This is a genomic window from Stenotrophomonas lacuserhaii (assembly GCF_014836545.1).
Classification (GTDB): Bacteria; Pseudomonadota; Gammaproteobacteria; order Xanthomonadales; family Xanthomonadaceae; genus Stenotrophomonas; species Stenotrophomonas lacuserhaii.
This window is the reverse complement of sequence record NZ_JACSQS010000002.1, coordinates 237,632-254,027: the sequence shown is the minus strand read 5'-3', so window position 1 is coordinate 254,027 and position 16,396 is coordinate 237,632. Positions and strand designations below refer to the sequence as shown.

Sequence of the window (16,396 nt, the reverse complement as noted above, 5' to 3'; positions counted from 1 at the left end):
TATCCGTTAATTTGCTGTGATGCAGCACAGGAAACGATTTCTCAGGTCGCATAATTCTGATACGTTTGGCGGCTCAGATTTTTCTGACGTCCGTCATTGCTGCCGCTACGCGGTCTGATCGAGGTGAAAGATATGCTCCGTAACCCCAAGCAAGCCCTGCTGACCATGCTGATTGCAACCACTGTCAGCGGTGCCGTGATCGCCGAGGCCACCGCGCAGACGCGTTCGGCCGACCGTACGGAACAGCGCGAGCGCCGTGGCAGCAGCAAGGCCGCTGCGGCCGAAGTGCTGTTCCCCAACGCTACCCGCAAAGAGCCGGGCATGAAGTCCTCGCCCAAGCTCGGCAAGCAGCTGCAGAAGCTGATAGACAGCTACAACGAGCAGAAGTTCCCGGAAACGCTGACCGAGGCCACTGCGATCCTGGGTAACAGCGCCGCCAACGAATACGACAAGGCGCTCGCCGCCCAGCTCGCTTCGCAGGCTGCCTACCAGCAGGACGACGTCGCCGCTTCCAAGCGTTACCTGCAGCAGGTGCTGGACGCCAACGCGCTGGACAACAACGGTCACTTCCAGTCGATGCTGATGCTGGCCCAGCTGCAGCTGCAGGATGACGACAAGGCCGTGCAGGCCCAGGGCCTGACCCTGATCGACAAGTATTTCGCTGAAAGCGGTTCGAAGAAGCCCGAGGAACTGGTTTCCAAGGGCCAGGCGCTGTACCAGCTGGAGCGCTATCAGGAAGCGATCCCGGTGCTGAAGGAAGCGATCGCTGCCTCGTCCGAGCCGAAGGACCAGTGGAACCAGCTGCTGATGGCCGCCTACGCCGAAGCCGGCCAGACCGGTGAAGCCGTGAGTGCCGCCGAGGCCGTCGCCGCCAGGAATCCGAATGACAAGAAGGCGCAGCTCAACCTGGCGAACATGTACATGCAGGCCGACCAGATGGACAAGGCCGCCGGTGTCATGGACAAGCTGCGTGCTTCGGGCCAGTTGACCGACGAGCGCGAATACAAGCAGTTGTATTCGATCTACGCCAATACCGAGAACAAGGAAAAGGAAGTAATCTCGGTGATCAACGAAGGTCTCGAGAAGGGCATACTGAAGCCGGACCATCAGGTTTACCTGGCACTGGCCCAGTCCTACTACTACTCAGAACCGCAGCAGGTGGACAAGGCGATCGAGGCGTGGCAGAAAGCCGCTCCGATGTCGCCCACCGGCGAAACCTACCTGAATCTGGCACGTGTCCTGCACAGCGAGGGCAAGATTCCCCAGGCCAAGGAAGCAGCGCGTCAGGCCAAGGCCAAGGGTGGCCTGAAGAACGCCGCGGATGCGGACAAAATCATCAACCTGAAGTAAGTAGGAATAACGCCTGAATGCCTGCGCGAAGCGTGCGCAGGCACTCAGGATTGGTATAAGCTTGGAGGTTCCTGCGGTGTCATGCACCGCTGATCAGGGATCCCGCCCCCGGGCATCCCGGCCCCACAATCGAGCTCTTGGCGCATGACGGAACAACTAGTCTTTCACCGCTACGAAGAAACTGAAGAGAAGGGCCTGAGCTGGCCCCGCATCTTCGGCATCGCGTTTGTTATCGCACTGCATCTGGCTGCCTTCATGATGCTCCTCATTCCTGCCGTCGCCCCCAAGGCCGCTGCAGAGAAGGAGCGCAACGTGATGGTGACCATCGTCGATGCACCGCCGCCGCCGCCTCCGCCGCCGCCGCCGCCGCCGCCGGATGAGACGCCGCCGCCGCCGGTGAAGAACCTGTCGCCGCCGAAGCCGTCGCCGGTTCCGCCGCCGCCGCAGGCGCCGATCGTCGACGTGCCGGAACCGCGCCCGAACGATATCGTCACCCCGCCGACGCCGCCCGCGCCGCCGGCACCGCCGACCTCCATCGAGGCCAGCGTCGATATCTCGTCCAAGAACATGAATCCCCCGCGTTACCCGCCGGCCGCATTCCGCGCTGGTATCCAGGGTGAAGTGATCCTGATCATCGATGTCGATGCCCAAGGCAACGTCACCAATGTCACGGTCGAGAAATCCAGCCGTAACCGCGACCTGGATCGCGCTGCAATGGAAGCTGCACGCAAGTGGCGCTTCAACGCAGCCGAGTCGGGCGGCAAGAAAGCCGCGGGCCGCGTACGCGTACCGGTCAATTTTGCTCTGAGCTGATGCACCGGGTGGCCGCCGTGCCACCTCCGCTGATGGCTCTTATGATTAGCTACACCCTTCAACACCACACACAACAAAGGTAAGCGTCATGCTGCAGGAAATTTTCATCGCCGCTGCTGCCGGGGGCAACTCCAACGCCCTGTCGCAGATGGGCTTCGAGCACCTCATCCATGAAATGACCAGCCAGCCGGGCGACTTCGCAGTCTCCTGGGTGGTTCTGATCACCCTGATCGTGATGTCGGCCATGTCCTGGTACTGGACCGTGATCAACATCTTCCGCGCCAGCCGCCTGAAGGCTGCTGCCGACAAGGTCACCAGCCTGTTCTGGGATACCCCGAACGCGCAGGACGCCATCCGTGCGATGGAAGAACAGCCGGCTTCGGAGCCCTTCTCGAAGATCGCCCTGGACGCCGCACAGGCTGCCGCCCACCACCAGCGTGCCGAAGGCGGCGCAACCGGTGGCCTGGGTGAGACCCTGAGCCGTTCGGAGTTCGTCGACCGCGCCCTGCGTCAGGCCGTGACCCGCGAAAGCAACAAGCTGCAGTCGGGCATGACCCTGCTGGCCACCGTCGGTGCAACCGCTCCGTTCGTCGGTCTGCTGGGTACCGTGTGGGGCATCTACGGCGCGCTGATCAAGATCGGTGCAACCGGCTCGGCCTCCATCGACGCCGTCGCCGGCCCGGTGGGTGAAGCGCTGATCATGACCGCGATCGGCCTGTTCGTGGCTATCCCGGCCGTGTTCGCCTTCAACTTCTTCAGCAAGATCAACAGCGCGACCATCAGCCGTTTCGATACCTTCGCGCACGACCTGCACGACTTCTTCGCTACCGGTTCGCGCGTCCGCTAAGGACGCGCTGTACCCGGCACGAAGGTAGTTCACACCGATCTAGACGGAGCCCGTTATGGCTTTCAGTAGTGGTAACAGCGGCGGCCCCATGGCCGACATCAACGTTACGCCCCTCGTGGACGTGATGCTGGTGCTGCTGATCATCTTCATCATCACGGCGCCTCTGATGTCCCACAAGGTCAAGGTCGAGCTGCCCGAAGCCAACCTGATCCAGAACCCGGACGATGCCAATGATCGTAAGGGTCCGATCACGCTGGCAGTGAAGGAAGACGGTTCGATTTTCTGGAACGATGAGGAAATCGACCGTGGGACGCTTGAGTCCCGCCTTTCCACCGCGGCCCAGCAGACCCCGCAGCCGCCGTTGAACCTGCGTGGTGACCGCACGACCAAGATGCGCGTCATCAATGAGCTGACCAAGGTCGCGCAGGAACAGGGCATGCTGGACGTCGGCTTCGTTGCGACCAAAGAGAAGGGGCAGTAAGCCATGGCATTCAGTTCTGGTGGTGGCAAAGGCCCCATGGCGGATATCAACGTCACGCCCCTCGTGGACGTGATGCTGGTCCTGCTGATCATCTTCATCGTGACCGCGCCGATCATGACCTACCCGATCGCCGTGGATCTGCCGCAGCGGGTGCTCAACCCGCCCCCGGTGACGGTTGAACCGCCGCCGCCGGTCGAGTTGCGCGTCGATGCAAGCAACCAGGTGTTCTGGAACAACAGCCCGGTCGCCGTGGGCGAACTGCAGCAGCGGATGGAACAGGAGGTCCAGCGTGACCCGACGAACCAGCCGGAACTGCGGATCGACGCGAGCCCGGACTCGGAGTACGACGTGATGGCCAAGATCCTGGCCGCCTCGAAGAACGCCCAGATGAAGAAGATCGGTTTCGTACAGCAGTAAACGCTACACGCAGTCCGCACTCATGACGCGACTGGAAAACGCCCTCGGAAACGGGGGCGTTTTTTTATGCGTGCTATCGGCCCACGCATGCTCGCGTATCATCCGGCGATGATTGCCTTCTTCGACGCCCTGCGACACGGGCTTGATGCCATTCCCCACCTCGGCAAGGGGATGGCGATTGCCTACGTGCTGTACCTGATCGGCCTGACCGGCTGGATCATGCTGCAGAAACGCGAGCCGGTGGCCACGCTCAGCTGGATACTCTCGCTGGCCGCGCTGCCGTATATCGGACTTTTCATTTACTACCTGCTGGGCCCGCAGAAAGTAAAACGGCAACGCCTGCGCCGCGGCCGTTCGCGATCCGGCATGGAGCACTACAGCAGCGTCTGCCCGCCCGATGCGGACTGTACCGAACTGGCCGCCATCGGCCAGGCCACCACCGGCCTGGCGCCGAGCAGCGCCACCGAAGTGGAATGGCTGGTGGATGGCGCGGCGACCTATGCCGCCCTGCTGGAGGGCATCAACCAGGCACGCGACCACGTGAACCTGGAGTACTACATCTTCGAACCGGACCACACCGGCACCGCCGTGCGCGATGCGCTGGTGGCTGCGGCACAGCGCGGGGTGCAGGTCCGGCTGCTGCTGGATGCGGTGGGCGCCGGCAACATCCGCGCAGCGTTCCTTAAGCCGCTGCTGGAGGCCGGTGGCGAGGCCGTGTGGTTCCATCCGCGGCAGCTGCTCAAGCCGTTCAAGCGGCCGTGGCTGAACCTGCGCACGCACCGCAAGCTGGTGGTCATCGATGGCCTGCTGGCGTTCACCGGTGGCATCAACATCACCGACGAAGAGAACGAACAGCGCGACCCGAACGCCTACCGCGACCTGCACATGCGGTTGCGTGGCCACGTGGTGCGCAGCCTGCAGCTGGTCTTCATGGAAGACTGGTTGTACGCCAGCGGACAAGACGCCCAGCGGTTCGACCAGGCGCGGCTGTGGCCACGTGAAACGCCGACCCGCGAGGACGGCAGCATCAATGCGCAGGTGCTGGTGTCCGGCCCGGATTCCGGTTGGGAAACCATCCATCGCCTGCACGTGGCGGCGATCCACGAAGCCAAGCACCGCGTGTGGCTGGTGACGCCCTACTTCGTGCCCGGCGAAGCCGCCCGCATGGCGCTGACATCGGCCGCGCTGGGCGGGCTGGAAGTGCGCCTGCTGGTGCCGAAGATGAGCGACTCCTGGTTCGTCACCCAGGCTGCGCGTTCCTACTTCGACGAGCTGCTCCAGGCGGGGGTGAAGATCTACGAGTACGGCCCGCGCATGCTGCACACCAAGGCCTTCATCGCCGACGACGAGGTCTGCATCGTCGGCACGGCGAACTTCGACCACCGCAGTTTCCGGCTCAACTTCGAACTGTCCATGCTGCTGCGGGACAAGGACCGCGTGGCCGAGCTGGCCGGCATCCTGGACCATGAATTCGACAGCGCTACCCGCGTCCACAACGAACGCAACCGCGGCCTGTGGCGGCACCGCCTGCCTGAAGCCTTCGCACGGCTGGCCTCGCCGCTGTTGTGACAGCGGCGCTACACTGCGCGCTTCTGTCACCGTCCTGCCTGCCGTCATGACCCGTCTCAGCGTCAACGTCAACAAGATCGCCGTGCTGCGCAACTCGCGTGGTGGCCACGACCCCGATGTACTGTGTGCCGCGCAGGCCTGCCTGGACGCCGGTGCACACGGCATCACCGTGCACCCGCGCCCGGACCGCCGCCACATCACGGCCGAAGACGTACACGCGCTGTCCGCGCTGACCACCGCGCGCGGGGTCGAGTTCAACATCGAAGGCAACCCGTTCGCCCCGCCGCGCCAGGGCTACCCAGGCCTGCTGCCGCTGTGCGAGGCCACCCGCCCTGCACAGGCCACGCTGGTGCCCGATGGCGATGGCCAGCTCACATCCGACCACGGCTTCGACTTCGCCGCCGACAGCGAGCGCCTGCGTCCGCTGGTGGCCTCGCTGAACGCGATGGGCTGCCGGGTCAGCCTGTTCGTGGACGCCGGAAACCCGCTGCTGGAACGCGCGGCCGACGTCGGTGCCGACCGCATCGAGCTGTACACCGGGCCGTATGCCCAAGCGCACGCCGCCGGCGATGCCACTGCGATGCTGGACCTGTTCGCCACCGCCGCGCGCCGCGCACAGGCGGTGGGCCTGGGTGTCAACGCCGGCCATGACCTGTCGCAGGCCAACCTGCGCGCCTTCCTGACCGGCGTACCCGGTGTGCTGGAAGTCTCGATCGGCCACGCCCTGATCAGTGAAGCCCTGTACGACGGCTTGGACGCTACGGTCCGCAGCTACATCAGCCTGCTGTAACTGGTAGCGCCGACCCATGGTCGGCGGAAACCATCCGCCCCGTGAAATCCGACACCCGGTAGTGACGGCCGCTGGCCGTCAACCCAACCCCCCGGTGGGTGACGACCGTTGGTCGTCACAGCTTTTACCCCGCCCACTGTCGCACCCCCTGAGACCCCGATCCCCTACCCTGCGCTGCGCACAGCGTGGCTTCCAATGTCCTGCGCCCTGTCCCGATCTGACCGTATGTCCTGTGGATAACCATGGGGGCAAGGCAAACCCCCATCCTCCTCCACGCCTACAGCCACCTGAATTCCAGCACATTGCATACGCTGTGGTTAGCAATAATACTAATCGCACTTCCAGCAGAAGATTCCCATGGGTCGCCCCGATTCCATCCCCCACCCCGCCATCAAAGGCCGCGGCAGCACCACCCACATCGCCGGTCGCTTCGAAAGCACGGTCAGCGAAGCGGTGGACGATGGCTGGGAAGCCGAAGAAAGCGAAGAGTTCCTGGCGCCGCGCCTGCGCACCGAAGTGCGCGCCGAGACCGCACGCAGCATCATCAGCCGCAACAATTCACCGGACGTCGGTTTCAGCCAATCGGTGAACCCGTATCGCGGCTGCGAACATGGCTGCTCGTACTGCTTCGCCCGGCCCTCGCACGCGTATCTGAATCTCTCGCCCGGACTGGATTTCGAGACCAAGCTGTTCGCCAAGACCAACGCAGCGCAGCTGCTGCGCAAGGAGCTTTCCAAACCCAGTTACGTGCCGCAGCCGATCGCTTTGGGCATCAACACCGATTCCTACCAGCCGATCGAACGCAAGTTCAAACTGACCCGCCAGCTGATCGAAGTGATGCTGGAAACCCGCCATCCGTTCTCGCTGATCACCAAGAACGCACTGGTCGAGCGCGATATCGACCTGCTGGCGCCGCTGGCCGAACAGAACCTGGTGAGCGTGCATTTCTCGGTGACTTCGCTGGATCCGCATCTGTCTTCAAAACTCGAACCACGCGCGGCCGCACCGCATGCACGGCTGCGTGCGATGCGCCGACTGCACGAGGCCGGCATTCCGGTCGGGGTGATGGTGGCGCCGGTGATTCCGTGGATCAACGATGCCGAACTGGAAGCCGTGCTGGAGGCCGCGCGCGATGCCGGTGCATCCAGTGCCGGCTATGTGCTGCTGCGCCTGCCACTGGAAGTGGCGCCGCTGTTCCGCGATTGGCTGGAGACGCATTACCCGGACCGCGCCACGCACGTGATGAGCACCATCAACCAGCTGCGCGGCGGCAAGGATTACGACAGCCAGTTCGGCACCCGCATGCGCGGCCAGGGCGTGTATGCGGACCTGCTGTCGAACCGCTTCAAGCTGGCGCGCAGGCGACTGGGATTCGATGCGCAGAACAGCCACTGGCCGAAGCTGGATTGCACCAAGTTCGAGCGGCCGGCGCCGCCGAAGGCGGATTCGCCGCAGGGGTCATTGTTCTGAAAATTCCGAAATCAGTCTCAAGACCTGAGCGGCTATTAACGAAGTACAGTCAACGAGCAAGGCAAATAACTCACACTATCCCAACAGCGACGAAAATCCTGCGAGTCGAGGCTTCAATAGCTAAAAATGCCGTACATGAAATCGAGAATAAGCACCGAATCCACAAGCTAGTTATTAAGATCCAGTCACGTAAAACATAGATTAAAATAGCGATGAACCTGGTTTCGTGCCAAAGGTTGTTCCAAGAATCGGGGGGTAGCACTTGATACACCATTATACTAGTGTCAATTCACTTGAAGCCATTCTTAGGTCAGGCAAGATACGCTTCACAAGGCTGGACCGGTTTGATGACGTCTTGGAGGCACAAGAGGTCTCAGGAATGAACTTCGGACAGCAGCTATTTGCGAGCTCTTGGGTGAAGCAAGATGGCGAAGACATCGTCCAGTGGAGCATGTATGGAGACGACAAACGCGGCGTCCGAATATCTCTCCCCGATGATCCTTTTCAGTGGCATATGCTCGACGGAAGTTACGGCATTCCGGGTACAGATATCAAGTGGACTTTTGATAACGTCGAAGCACCTTATTCGGCTGAGGATGTCTTTGGAGATGGTTATCTGCTTATGCCTTCCATTAATCGTGCAGAGTTCTTGAAAGAGGTTTCCTACGTCGAAGATGTCGCTCAGGCGTATCAACACCACGTTCGCCAAGAAGGTGACATGATTTCAATCAGTGGCCACCCGACGCAACTAGCCCGGTTTAAATGGGACCGTTGGAAGTTTCAAAAGGAGCACCGATTTGTTATTAGTGCAATCCGAGGCCCTCAAAAAACCAACGACCCAATGGAATACGGCGAGAAATACCGTGAGTTAGTGCGTGACGAACATTGGCATAAAAAGGGAGCCTTGAGCACCTTCATCGACCTCATGGTTGAGCCCGAAATAATGGAAAGTATTGCGATAACACTTGGACCAATGTGCTCGGAAGAGGATAGGGAAAGAATAACCAAGCTTTGTAAAAGCTACGCCAAAAAAGCGAGGGTTTGCCAAAGCGATCTGACAGGAAAAATTCGATCAAAAATTTAATGATCAAAGTCGCTTGCTTAACCTAGACGAAAACCAATATTCGGGTAGGGGTTGAGGCTTGCGAAGGCGGGCACGTGAAATTTCACTTCCGATGTAGTCATCGTTGCCGCACTTCACAGTTTTTCTCATAGACGCAGGTGCACACCGCTATGCACGATGACCGGGCTGGTGTCGAACGTGCCAGCCGGGATTGGCGTCCTGTTACCACTTGAGAGCAATTACCTCTGTTGCAGCCCTCGGGCACGGCGGAGAATGCACTGTACGGCCGGTCATACGGCGGGCGGTGCGCGGGGATCCCGATCCGCCGGTTTTGAGCTCTCAGGTAGTCCGGTACGCCATGCAGGCGTCCCTCTTTCTGATCAAAAGGCTGGTCCGATGAAGGTCGGTCGCGCACCACTGTCCTATGCGGAAATGGAAGCGGCAGGTCACTTCGACCGGCCCTGCACACCGCAGGCGGTGATCGATTACTTGAACGCGTGCATCGGCGAAAGCCAAGGTGATGCAGAGATCCTCGCCGAGGCGATTGCTTACCTCGCCGGTGAGGAAGATCTGCGTGCCATCCCGCGTCAATGCAGGCTGCCTGTCGAGGTGGTGCGTCGCCAGTTGTCCGGCCGACGCACGTTGACATTGCGCACGATGATGGGCGCGCTGCCCGCATTGGGATTGCAGCTGCGCGTGGACGTGGCAGGGTAGCGCCTAGCCATGCTCGGCGAGCGCAGCGGTCTGGCTGGACCAACGGTCGTCACCCACCCGGCAACCCGGCAGCGCTCGATGAGCGTTTTCTGGAAGGCAGTTCGCGTCGTGTCCCGGAAGATAGGCGTCGTGCAGAGGCAACGCCAATCAATATCGACTCCATCAATCGAATTGAGGACGCAACGCCCCACGGAAGGCGGGCCCATGAGCAGGACGCTCGCTGCCAAGCATCCTCATCTCCCCGGGCGTAGCTGCACATGTCGGCCAAGGGAAAGGTGGACACGTGTGCGTTCAGCGCCCGGGGAGAGGGGGACCTCAGCCGCCGTAAAGCTTCTGCGCGGACTGGAACAGGATCCAGCTGGTGGCGATGACCTTGTCGCCGCCCTGCGGACGATTGCCGCGATGGGTATGGGTGAAGGCGGTCGGCGCGATCAGCAGGCTGCCGGTGCGCGGGGTGACCTTGCGCTGCTGGAAATGAAACTCCGTCTCACCCTCTTCGAATTCATCGTTGAGGTAGAGCGTCCACAGCAGGTGGCGGTGCAGGGTTTCCGCCTTCTCGTCCTTCGGATACAGCTCGCAATGCCAGTAGGGGTAACCGCCCTCGCCTGCTGCGTACCATTGCAGGTTGATCGCACCCGGCCGCAGGCAGGTGCGCGCAAGATCCGACAGCGCGGCCGGGCTCATGTCGGGGAAGTCTTCCGCCGTGAGGCGCTTGGGCTGGCCGTTGCTGTCCTGGATCTGCAACATCAGCGGCGCGATCAGTGCCTGTGGATAACGGCGTAGATAAGTCAAAAGCCCGTTGAAAACGGCCTGCTGCAGGACGTTTTCAACATCCGCCCAGTCGGCCAGCCCGCTGATGCGGAGATCCTTGCTGCGCTTGAGTTCAGGGAATACGCCACTACCTACCGCACCCGGTTGCAGGCGGTCACTTGCGCGCAGTCGCGCCGCGATCGCCGCGCACACATCGGCGGGCACGGCGTTGTGGATCACTTCAATGAAATCAACAGGGTCCTGCGTCTGCATGCCTGGATCCTTCGCCAGCGGGCCCTTGATGTTGCCCACTGGCGCAGGGGTTGTCACGCCACGGACATGCGCGACGGCTTGCCTGACGGCCAGGCAACGGCCAGGCGAGCAAGCTCGCCTGCTACTCAGTTCGCGGACGCGTCGTGCTGCTGGTGGTACTCCACCGCGGCGGCGACTTCATCGCGCGAGCCGAGGAAGACCGGCACGCGCTGGTGCAGCTGATCCGGCTGGATGTCCAGGATCCGCGCACGCCCGGTCGAGGCGGCGCCGCCGGCCTGTTCTACCAGCAGGCCCATCGGGTTGGCTTCGTACATCAGGCGCAGCTTGCCGGCCTTGGACGGATCCTTCTTGTCCCACGGGTAGATGAAGATGCCACCGCGGGTCAGGATGCGATGCACGTCGGCCACCATGCTGGCGATCCAGCGCATGTTGAAATCCTTGCCGCGCGCGCCTTCCTTGCCTTCCAGCAGATCGGCCACGTAGGCCTGCATCGGGGCTTCCCAATGCCGCTGGTTGGACATGTTGATGGCGAACTCCTGGGTGGCCGCCGGGATCTGCATGCCCTGGGTGGTGAGCACGAACTCGCCGGTTTCGCGGTCCAGGGTGAAGGCGTGGGTGCCGTGGCCGACGGTCAGCACCATCTGGGTGCTGGGCCCGTAGATGCAGTAACCGGCGGCGATCTGCGCCGTACCCGGCTGCAGGAAGCTTTCGTCACTGGGGCATTCGACGTCCTTCGGGCAGCGCAGCACGGAGAAAATGGTGCCCACGGACACGTTCACGTCGATGTTGGAGCTGCCATCGAGGGGATCGAACAGCAACAGGAAATCACCGCGCGGATAGATGTCCGGCACCGGCTGCGAATGGTCCATCTCCTCCGACGCGCAGGCGGCCAGGTGACCGCCCCACGCATTGGCTTCCAGCAGGATCTCGTTGCTGATCACATCCAGTTTCTTCTGCGCTTCACCCTGCACGTTGCCGGTGCCGGCTTCGCCGAGCACGCCGCCCAGCGCGCCCTTGCTGACCGCGATGGAGATGTTGGTGCAGGCACGCCCGACCACGGCGATCAGCTGGCGCAGGTCGGCATTGATGCGGCCGGCATGCTGTTCCTGGATGAGATACCGGGTCAACGACGTACGGGACATGGGCAGGGCTCGAGCGACGGAAAGATGCGTCTATTGTCGCCGCCCGGATGCAAAAAAGGGGACGGAGGGGATTAAGTCGCTATCAGCTCATGCGAGCCGATAGCGACTTAATCCCCTCCGTCCCCTTTTTGTCGGGTCAGGCCTTGGCGACGTTGGCCACGGCCTGGGCGACGTAGTCCAGGTTGTTCTGGCTCAGCGCGGCCACGCAGATGCGGCCGGTGCCGACGGCGTAGATGCCGTACTCATCGCGCAGCTTTTCCACCTGCACCCGGCTCAGGCCGGAGTAGGAGAACATGCCGGCCTGGTCGTTGATGAAGGCGAATTCCGGCGCGCCCAGAGCGGCCAGGCGGTCCACCAGCCCATGCCGCAGGGCGTGGATGCGCTCGCGCATCTCGGTCAGTTCGGCTTCCCACAGCGCGCGCAGCTCCGGGCTGTTCAACACACCGGCCACCAGCGCGGCGCCGTGGTTGGACGGGCTGGAGTAGATCGTGCGGATGATCCGCTTGATCTGCGACTGCACGGCCTTGGCTTCGGTGGCGTTGGGGGCGACGATCGACAGCGCACCCACGCGCTCGCCATACAGCGAGAACGACTTGGAGTACGAGTTGGCGACCACGAAGCTGTCGATCCCGGCTTCGGCGATGATGCGCACGGCCGCGCCATCCTGCTCGATGCCCTTGTCGAAGCCCTGGTAGGCCATGTCGATGAACGGGAACAGCTGCTGTTCCTTCAGGACTTCAGCCACCTGCTTCCACTGGTCCACGGTCAGGTCGGCACCGGTGGGGTTGTGGCAGCAGGCGTGCAGCAGCACCACGGTGCCCGGCTGCAGGTTCTGCAGGTCGGCCAGCATCGCCGGGAAGTCCACGCCGTGCGTCTGTGCGTCGAAGTAGCTGTACTCCACCACGTCGAAACCGGCCGCACCGAACACGGCGCGATGGTTTTCCCAGCTCGGGTTGCTGATGGCGATGGTGGCGTGCGGCAGCAGCGTCCTCAACAGCTCGGCGCCCACGCGCAGCGCACCGCTGCCGCCCACGGTCTGGGTGGTGGCGACGCGGCCTGCGGCCAGCAGCGGTGATTCCTTGCCGAACACCAGTTCGCGGGTGGCCTGGGTATAGGCCGGCAGTCCATCAATGGGCAGGTAGCCGCGCGGTTTGGCTTCGGTGGCGAGCTGCTGCTCGATCTGCTTGACGGCGCGAAGCAGCGGAATGCGGCCGCTTTCGTCGTAGTAGATGCCCACACCCAGGTTGACCTTGGTCGGACGGCTGTCGGCGTTGTACGCCTCGGTCAGGCCCAGGATCGGGTCACCGGGGACCAGTTCCACGTTTGCAAAGAAGGACACGGCGGTACTCATTCGGTAAGGGGGAGGAAGAAAGCACGCAGCAGCGCCACCGCCCACCGGGCGGGGACCACGCCATCGTAACAAAGCGTGCCGATGGCGCGGCATTCCTCATCACGCCGTGGCCGGTACCATGGCGCGTTCATGCTTGCTGTTGAACCTGAATGATGAACCTGCCCCCGGCCCGTCGCCACCTGTCCCTGGCCTGCGCCCTGCTGCTGCCCGGCCTCGCCTTCGCCCAGTCGCCCCCGGCCACGCGCAGTCTGCCTGTGGTGGAAGTCGAGGCCGCCCGGGTGACCGGCATCGACCCGTTCGCGCTGCCGTCCAGTTCGGACACGGTGTGGATCGATGACGACCGCAGTGGTCCGCAGGCCCAGCTGGCCGAGGCGCTGGGGGGTATCCCGGGCGTACTGGCACGTGATCGCCAGAACCTCGCGCAGGACACCCAGTTGTCGATCCGTGGCTTCGGTGCGCGCTCCACCTTCGGCGTGCGCGGCGTGCGCGTGCTGGTGGACGGGGTGCCGGCGACCATGCCCGATGGCCAGGGCCAGCTTTCGCACGCCAGCCTGCTTGGTGCCGAGCGCATCGAGGTGCTGCGCGGGCCGTTTTCGGCGCTGTACGGCAATTCCTCCGGTGGGGTGCTGCAGGTGCATACCGCGCAGGGCCGCGAAGGTGATCCATGGCGGCTGAGGTTGAATGCCGGTGCGGACAACACGCTGAGCGTGGGTGCCCACCTGCGCGGCGTGCAGGGCCCGGTGGACTACAACGTCGCCGCTAATCACTTCCGTACCGATGGCTGGCGCGACCACAGCGCGGCCCGCCGTGAATCGCTGAACGCGCGACTGGGTACGGCCGTGGGCGAGGACCGGCTGGAGCTGCTGGTGAACTACCTGGATGCGCCCAACGCGCAGGATCCGCTCGGCCTGACCCGTGCGCAGGTGGCTGCCGATCCGCGCCAGGCCACGGCGGTGGCGCACCAGTACAACACCCGTAAATCGGTCCGGCAGTCGCAGGCAGGGCTAGTCTACAGCGGGCAGCGCGCCGCCCACCGCTTCCGCCTGACCGGCTATGCCGGCCAGCGTGAGGTGACCCAGTTCCTGGCCATCCCGCCGGGTCCGCAGGCCAATCCGCTGCACGCCGGTGGGGTGATCGGACTGGATGGCGATTTCGGCGGGCTGGACGCGCGCTGGGGCTGGAACGGTGAGCTGGCCGGGCGCGCGCTGGATGTCACCGCCGGGGTCAACGCCGACCGCCAGCGCCAGCACCGCACCGGACATGAAAACTTCGTCGGCGACCAACTGGGCGTGCGCGGCCGGCTGCGCCGTGACCAGCGCGACACGGTGTCCAACGTGGACCAGTTCGTGCAGGCCTGGTGGCAGTGGAGCCCGCGCTGGTCGTTGCTGGCCGGGGCGCGCCACAGCAGTGTCCGCTTCCGTTCGGAAGACCATTACATCGTCGGCCGCAACCCGGACGACAGCGGCAGCCGCCGCTACCAGGCGACCACGCCGGTGGCCGGGGTCAGCTTCGAAGTGACTCCGCAGTGGCGGCTGCACGCTGCAGTCGGCCGTGGCTTTGAAACCCCCACCTTCAACGAACTCGGCTATCGCGCCGATGGCCAGGCCGGGCTGGCGCTGGGCCTGTCCGCCGCCCGCAGCCGCAATGTGGAAATCGGCAGCAAATGGCAGGCCCAGGACGGTCGCCGGCTGGAGGTGAGCCTGTTCCGCGCCGATACCGACGACGAACTGGCGGTGGCCAGCAACACCAATGGCCGCAGTACCTACCGCAACATCGGGCGGACCCGTCGCCAGGGTGCGGAGCTGTCATGGCACCAGCCGCTGGCGCAGGACCTGGACCTGCAGGTGGCCTGGACCTGGCTGCAGGCTGAAGTGCGCAGCGCCTACCTGGCCTGCGCCGGCAGCGGCTGCGCGGTGCCGGACACGCCCGTTGCCGCCGGCAGCCGGTTGCCCGGCGTGCCGCGCCAGCAGGCCTTCGCGCGCCTGGAATGGCAGCCGCGCGACTGGCTGTGGGCAGCTGAAGTCACCGGCAGCAGCGACACGGTGGTCAATGACCTGGCCACCGAGCGTGCCCCGGGCTACGCGGTGATGAACGTAGAAGCCGCCCGCCGCTGGACCCTGCGCGGCGGCGACCTGCGGGTATTCGCCCGTGTGGACAACCTGCTGGGCCAGGGCTACATCGGCTCGGTGATCGTCAACGACGGCAACGGCCGCTACTACGAACCCGGCCCGGACCGCCGTGGCAGCCTCGGCGTCCAATGGTCCTGGCGGTGAGCGCAGCCGGTGGGTGACGGACGCCCTTGGTGGGTGACGACTGCCCCAGGTGCGTGACGACCGTTGGTCGTCACAATCCCTCCGACCCCTCAATCCGGCGCCTTGGCCGGCACGAACGGTGACGTGGGATCGCTCGCCGGGAACGTCTCCTCCAGCGCCTCGTCCTGGTTGTCACTGGCGTGCTGCTTGCGTTCGCGACGCTTGAGCGGGCTTTCCTGGCCACCACGATGGCGGTCACCGCAGTCCTTGCGGTCCTGTGCAGCCTGGTCGCTGACATGCCGCACCGGCAGGTGCGCGTCGTCGATGGCGTCTGTGGTGGCCGCAGTCTCCGCATCGACGAACGGCGCGCCGGTGCCGCGCTCTTCGGCGTCCATGTTGTCGTGCTTGCCGCGCTGTTCGCCGGGCACGGGGGGAGTGGCTTGGCGCAGTGGGTCGCGCGAGGTGTCTCTGTTCATGGCGGCTCTCCTCGATGAGGCCCCTACTACAGCCCCTCAGAGGTAAAGCCACTGCGAATCCCGCGTCATCAACACATCGATCACGACTGGATAACGGCGCGGTGGTTACATCTGGCCGCCCGCCCTGCAAGCAGGAGCCGCGCCATGAACCGCCCGGAACGCCCCGCGCCCTCGGTCTTCAATTCCCGGCGCGACCCGCTGGCCGGCAGCCCTGCCCAGCGCCGCGCCCGCCGCCAGCAGCGCGAAGATCCGCAGGCCGTCGCGCAGGATTACCTGCAGTACATGCTGAACGACTACGACGACCGGCGCCGGCAGGCCCACCGCAGTTGGCGTGACCTGTGCCCGGCGTACGCCTTCGCGCTGACCACCCACGCGGCGAACTGGCCGCGCGGCGGCGGCGAGGAAACCGAGGGCGAACTGGCCGCGCAGTGGGAGCTGATGCGCGGCGAATCGCGGCTGCGCTGGCCCAAGGCCCGCGAGGTGGTCGAAGATGCCTGGCTGGCGCTGGACCACATGCCTGCCCCGGCCGTACGCCCGCTGCTGCAGTGACCTGTGAAAGGGGTCAGAGTCCGGGGTCAGAGTCCTTTTCCCGGAAAAGCAGAGTCCGGGGTCAGAGTCCTTTTCCCGGAAAAGGACTC

Annotated in this window: 16 protein-coding genes; 12 read left to right on the top strand and 4 right to left on the bottom strand. The window is 64.0% G+C overall.

Going from position 1 to position 16,396, the window contains the following annotated elements; translation table 11 throughout:
* Positions 1–132 precede the first annotated feature (132 nt).
* The 10 genes from H9654_RS03990 (at position 133) to H9654_RS03945 (ending at position 9,514) form a co-directional block, all read left to right on the top strand.
* Positions 133–1,350, top strand: coding sequence for a tetratricopeptide repeat protein (locus H9654_RS03990; protein WP_191769205.1), 1,218 nt, complete (start codon positions 133–135; stop codon positions 1,348–1,350).
* Positions 1,351–1,494: 144 nt separating this feature from the next.
* Positions 1,495–2,163 carry an energy transducer TonB gene (locus H9654_RS03985; RefSeq protein WP_455233756.1) on the top strand — a complete coding sequence of 223 codons (669 nt, stop codon included), beginning with the start codon at positions 1,495–1,497 and terminating at the stop codon, positions 2,161–2,163.
* Between the two features lie 88 nt (positions 2,164–2,251).
* A complete protein-coding gene (exbB, locus tag H9654_RS03980; protein ID WP_042612136.1) occupies positions 2,252–3,010 on the top strand; it encodes a TonB-system energizer ExbB in 759 nt (252 codons plus the stop codon).
* A gap of 55 nt (positions 3,011–3,065) precedes the next feature.
* Positions 3,066–3,491: an ExbD/TolR family protein gene (locus H9654_RS03975; protein ID WP_042612135.1), complete on the top strand. Its 426-nt coding sequence runs from the start codon at positions 3,066–3,068 to the stop codon at positions 3,489–3,491.
* 3 nt (positions 3,492–3,494) lie between these two features.
* Complete coding sequence (locus H9654_RS03970) at positions 3,495–3,908, top strand: ExbD/TolR family protein (RefSeq protein ID WP_057509018.1); 414 nt, start codon at positions 3,495–3,497, stop codon at positions 3,906–3,908.
* A gap of 108 nt (positions 3,909–4,016) precedes the next feature.
* The gene (gene cls, locus H9654_RS03965) at positions 4,017–5,477 is read left to right on the top strand and encodes a cardiolipin synthase (RefSeq protein WP_191769289.1); all 1,461 of its coding nucleotides are present in this window, start codon (positions 4,017–4,019) and stop codon (positions 5,475–5,477) included.
* A gap of 46 nt (positions 5,478–5,523) precedes the next feature.
* Positions 5,524–6,267 (top strand): pyridoxine 5'-phosphate synthase, encoded by a 744-nt coding sequence (locus tag H9654_RS03960; RefSeq protein WP_191769203.1) that lies wholly within the window; start codon positions 5,524–5,526, stop codon positions 6,265–6,267.
* Between the two features lie 357 nt (positions 6,268–6,624).
* Entirely contained in the window at positions 6,625–7,737 is a 1,113-nt protein-coding gene (locus tag H9654_RS03955) for a PA0069 family radical SAM protein (protein ID WP_191769201.1), read from the top strand.
* A gap of 379 nt (positions 7,738–8,116) precedes the next feature.
* Positions 8,117–8,821, top strand: coding sequence for a hypothetical protein (locus H9654_RS03950; RefSeq protein ID WP_191769199.1), 705 nt, complete (start codon positions 8,117–8,119; stop codon positions 8,819–8,821).
* Between the two features lie 375 nt (positions 8,822–9,196).
* Positions 9,197–9,514 carry a helix-turn-helix domain-containing protein gene (locus H9654_RS03945; protein ID WP_191769197.1) on the top strand — a complete coding sequence of 106 codons (318 nt, stop codon included), beginning with the start codon at positions 9,197–9,199 and terminating at the stop codon, positions 9,512–9,514.
* Positions 9,515–9,829: 315 nt separating this feature from the next.
* On the opposite strand, the gene H9654_RS03940 is transcribed toward H9654_RS03945, so the two are convergent.
* From H9654_RS03940 to H9654_RS03930, 3 genes are all read right to left on the bottom strand, one after another.
* Complete coding sequence (locus H9654_RS03940) at positions 9,830–10,537, bottom strand: 2OG-Fe(II) oxygenase family protein (RefSeq protein WP_191769195.1); 708 nt, start codon at positions 10,535–10,537, stop codon at positions 9,830–9,832.
* 125 nt (positions 10,538–10,662) lie between these two features.
* A complete protein-coding gene (locus H9654_RS03935) occupies positions 10,663–11,679 on the bottom strand; it encodes a class 1 fructose-bisphosphatase (RefSeq protein ID WP_191769193.1) in 1,017 nt (338 codons plus the stop codon).
* A gap of 136 nt (positions 11,680–11,815) precedes the next feature.
* The gene (locus H9654_RS03930) at positions 11,816–13,018 is read right to left on the bottom strand and encodes an amino acid aminotransferase (protein ID WP_191769192.1); all 1,203 of its coding nucleotides are present in this window, start codon (positions 13,016–13,018) and stop codon (positions 11,816–11,818) included.
* 164 nt (positions 13,019–13,182) lie between these two features.
* Between H9654_RS03930 and H9654_RS03925 the strand changes: the two genes are divergently transcribed.
* Complete coding sequence (locus H9654_RS03925; protein WP_191769190.1) at positions 13,183–15,303, top strand: TonB-dependent receptor family protein; 2,121 nt, start codon at positions 13,183–13,185, stop codon at positions 15,301–15,303.
* Positions 15,304–15,392: 89 nt separating this feature from the next.
* Here the strand turns inward: H9654_RS03925 and H9654_RS03920 are convergent, their stop codons facing one another.
* Positions 15,393–15,758, bottom strand: a complete 366-nt coding sequence (locus tag H9654_RS03920) for a hypothetical protein (protein ID WP_191769188.1) — start codon at positions 15,756–15,758, stop codon at positions 15,393–15,395.
* A 144-nt stretch (positions 15,759–15,902) separates the two neighbouring features.
* On the opposite strand from H9654_RS03920, the gene H9654_RS03915 reads away from it, so the two are divergent.
* Positions 15,903–16,307, top strand: a complete 405-nt coding sequence (locus H9654_RS03915; protein ID WP_191769186.1) for a hypothetical protein — start codon at positions 15,903–15,905, stop codon at positions 16,305–16,307.
* Positions 16,308–16,396: the final 89 nt, after the last annotated feature.

Bases quoted from the DNA above. Each gene is read 5' to 3' on its own strand.
- H9654_RS03955 (WP_191769201.1), top strand. From the start codon at position 6,625: ATGGGTCGCCCCGATTCCATCCCCCACCCCGCCATCAAAGGCCGCGGC.
- H9654_RS03990 (WP_191769205.1), top strand. From the start codon at position 133: ATGCTCCGTAACCCCAAGCAAGCCCTGCTGACCATGCTGATTGCAACC.
- H9654_RS03920 (WP_191769188.1), bottom strand. From the start codon at position 15,758: ATGAACAGAGACACCTCGCGCGACCCACTGCGCCAAGCCACTCCCCCC.
- H9654_RS03960 (WP_191769203.1), top strand. From the start codon at position 5,524: ATGACCCGTCTCAGCGTCAACGTCAACAAGATCGCCGTGCTGCGCAAC.
- H9654_RS03950 (WP_191769199.1), top strand. From the start codon at position 8,117: ATGAACTTCGGACAGCAGCTATTTGCGAGCTCTTGGGTGAAGCAAGAT.
- H9654_RS03945 (WP_191769197.1), top strand. From the start codon at position 9,197: ATGAAGGTCGGTCGCGCACCACTGTCCTATGCGGAAATGGAAGCGGCA.
- H9654_RS03935 (WP_191769193.1), bottom strand. From the start codon at position 11,679: ATGTCCCGTACGTCGTTGACCCGGTATCTCATCCAGGAACAGCATGCC.
- cls (WP_191769289.1), top strand. From the start codon at position 4,017: ATGATTGCCTTCTTCGACGCCCTGCGACACGGGCTTGATGCCATTCCC.
- H9654_RS03975 (WP_042612135.1), top strand. From the start codon at position 3,066: ATGGCTTTCAGTAGTGGTAACAGCGGCGGCCCCATGGCCGACATCAAC.
- exbB (WP_042612136.1), top strand. From the start codon at position 2,252: ATGCTGCAGGAAATTTTCATCGCCGCTGCTGCCGGGGGCAACTCCAAC.
- H9654_RS03970 (WP_057509018.1), top strand. From the start codon at position 3,495: ATGGCATTCAGTTCTGGTGGTGGCAAAGGCCCCATGGCGGATATCAAC.
- H9654_RS03940 (WP_191769195.1), bottom strand. From the start codon at position 10,537: ATGCAGACGCAGGACCCTGTTGATTTCATTGAAGTGATCCACAACGCC.
- H9654_RS03915 (WP_191769186.1), top strand. From the start codon at position 15,903: ATGAACCGCCCGGAACGCCCCGCGCCCTCGGTCTTCAATTCCCGGCGC.
- H9654_RS03925 (WP_191769190.1), top strand. From the start codon at position 13,183: ATGAACCTGCCCCCGGCCCGTCGCCACCTGTCCCTGGCCTGCGCCCTG.
- H9654_RS03985 (WP_455233756.1), top strand. From the start codon at position 1,495: ATGACGGAACAACTAGTCTTTCACCGCTACGAAGAAACTGAAGAGAAG.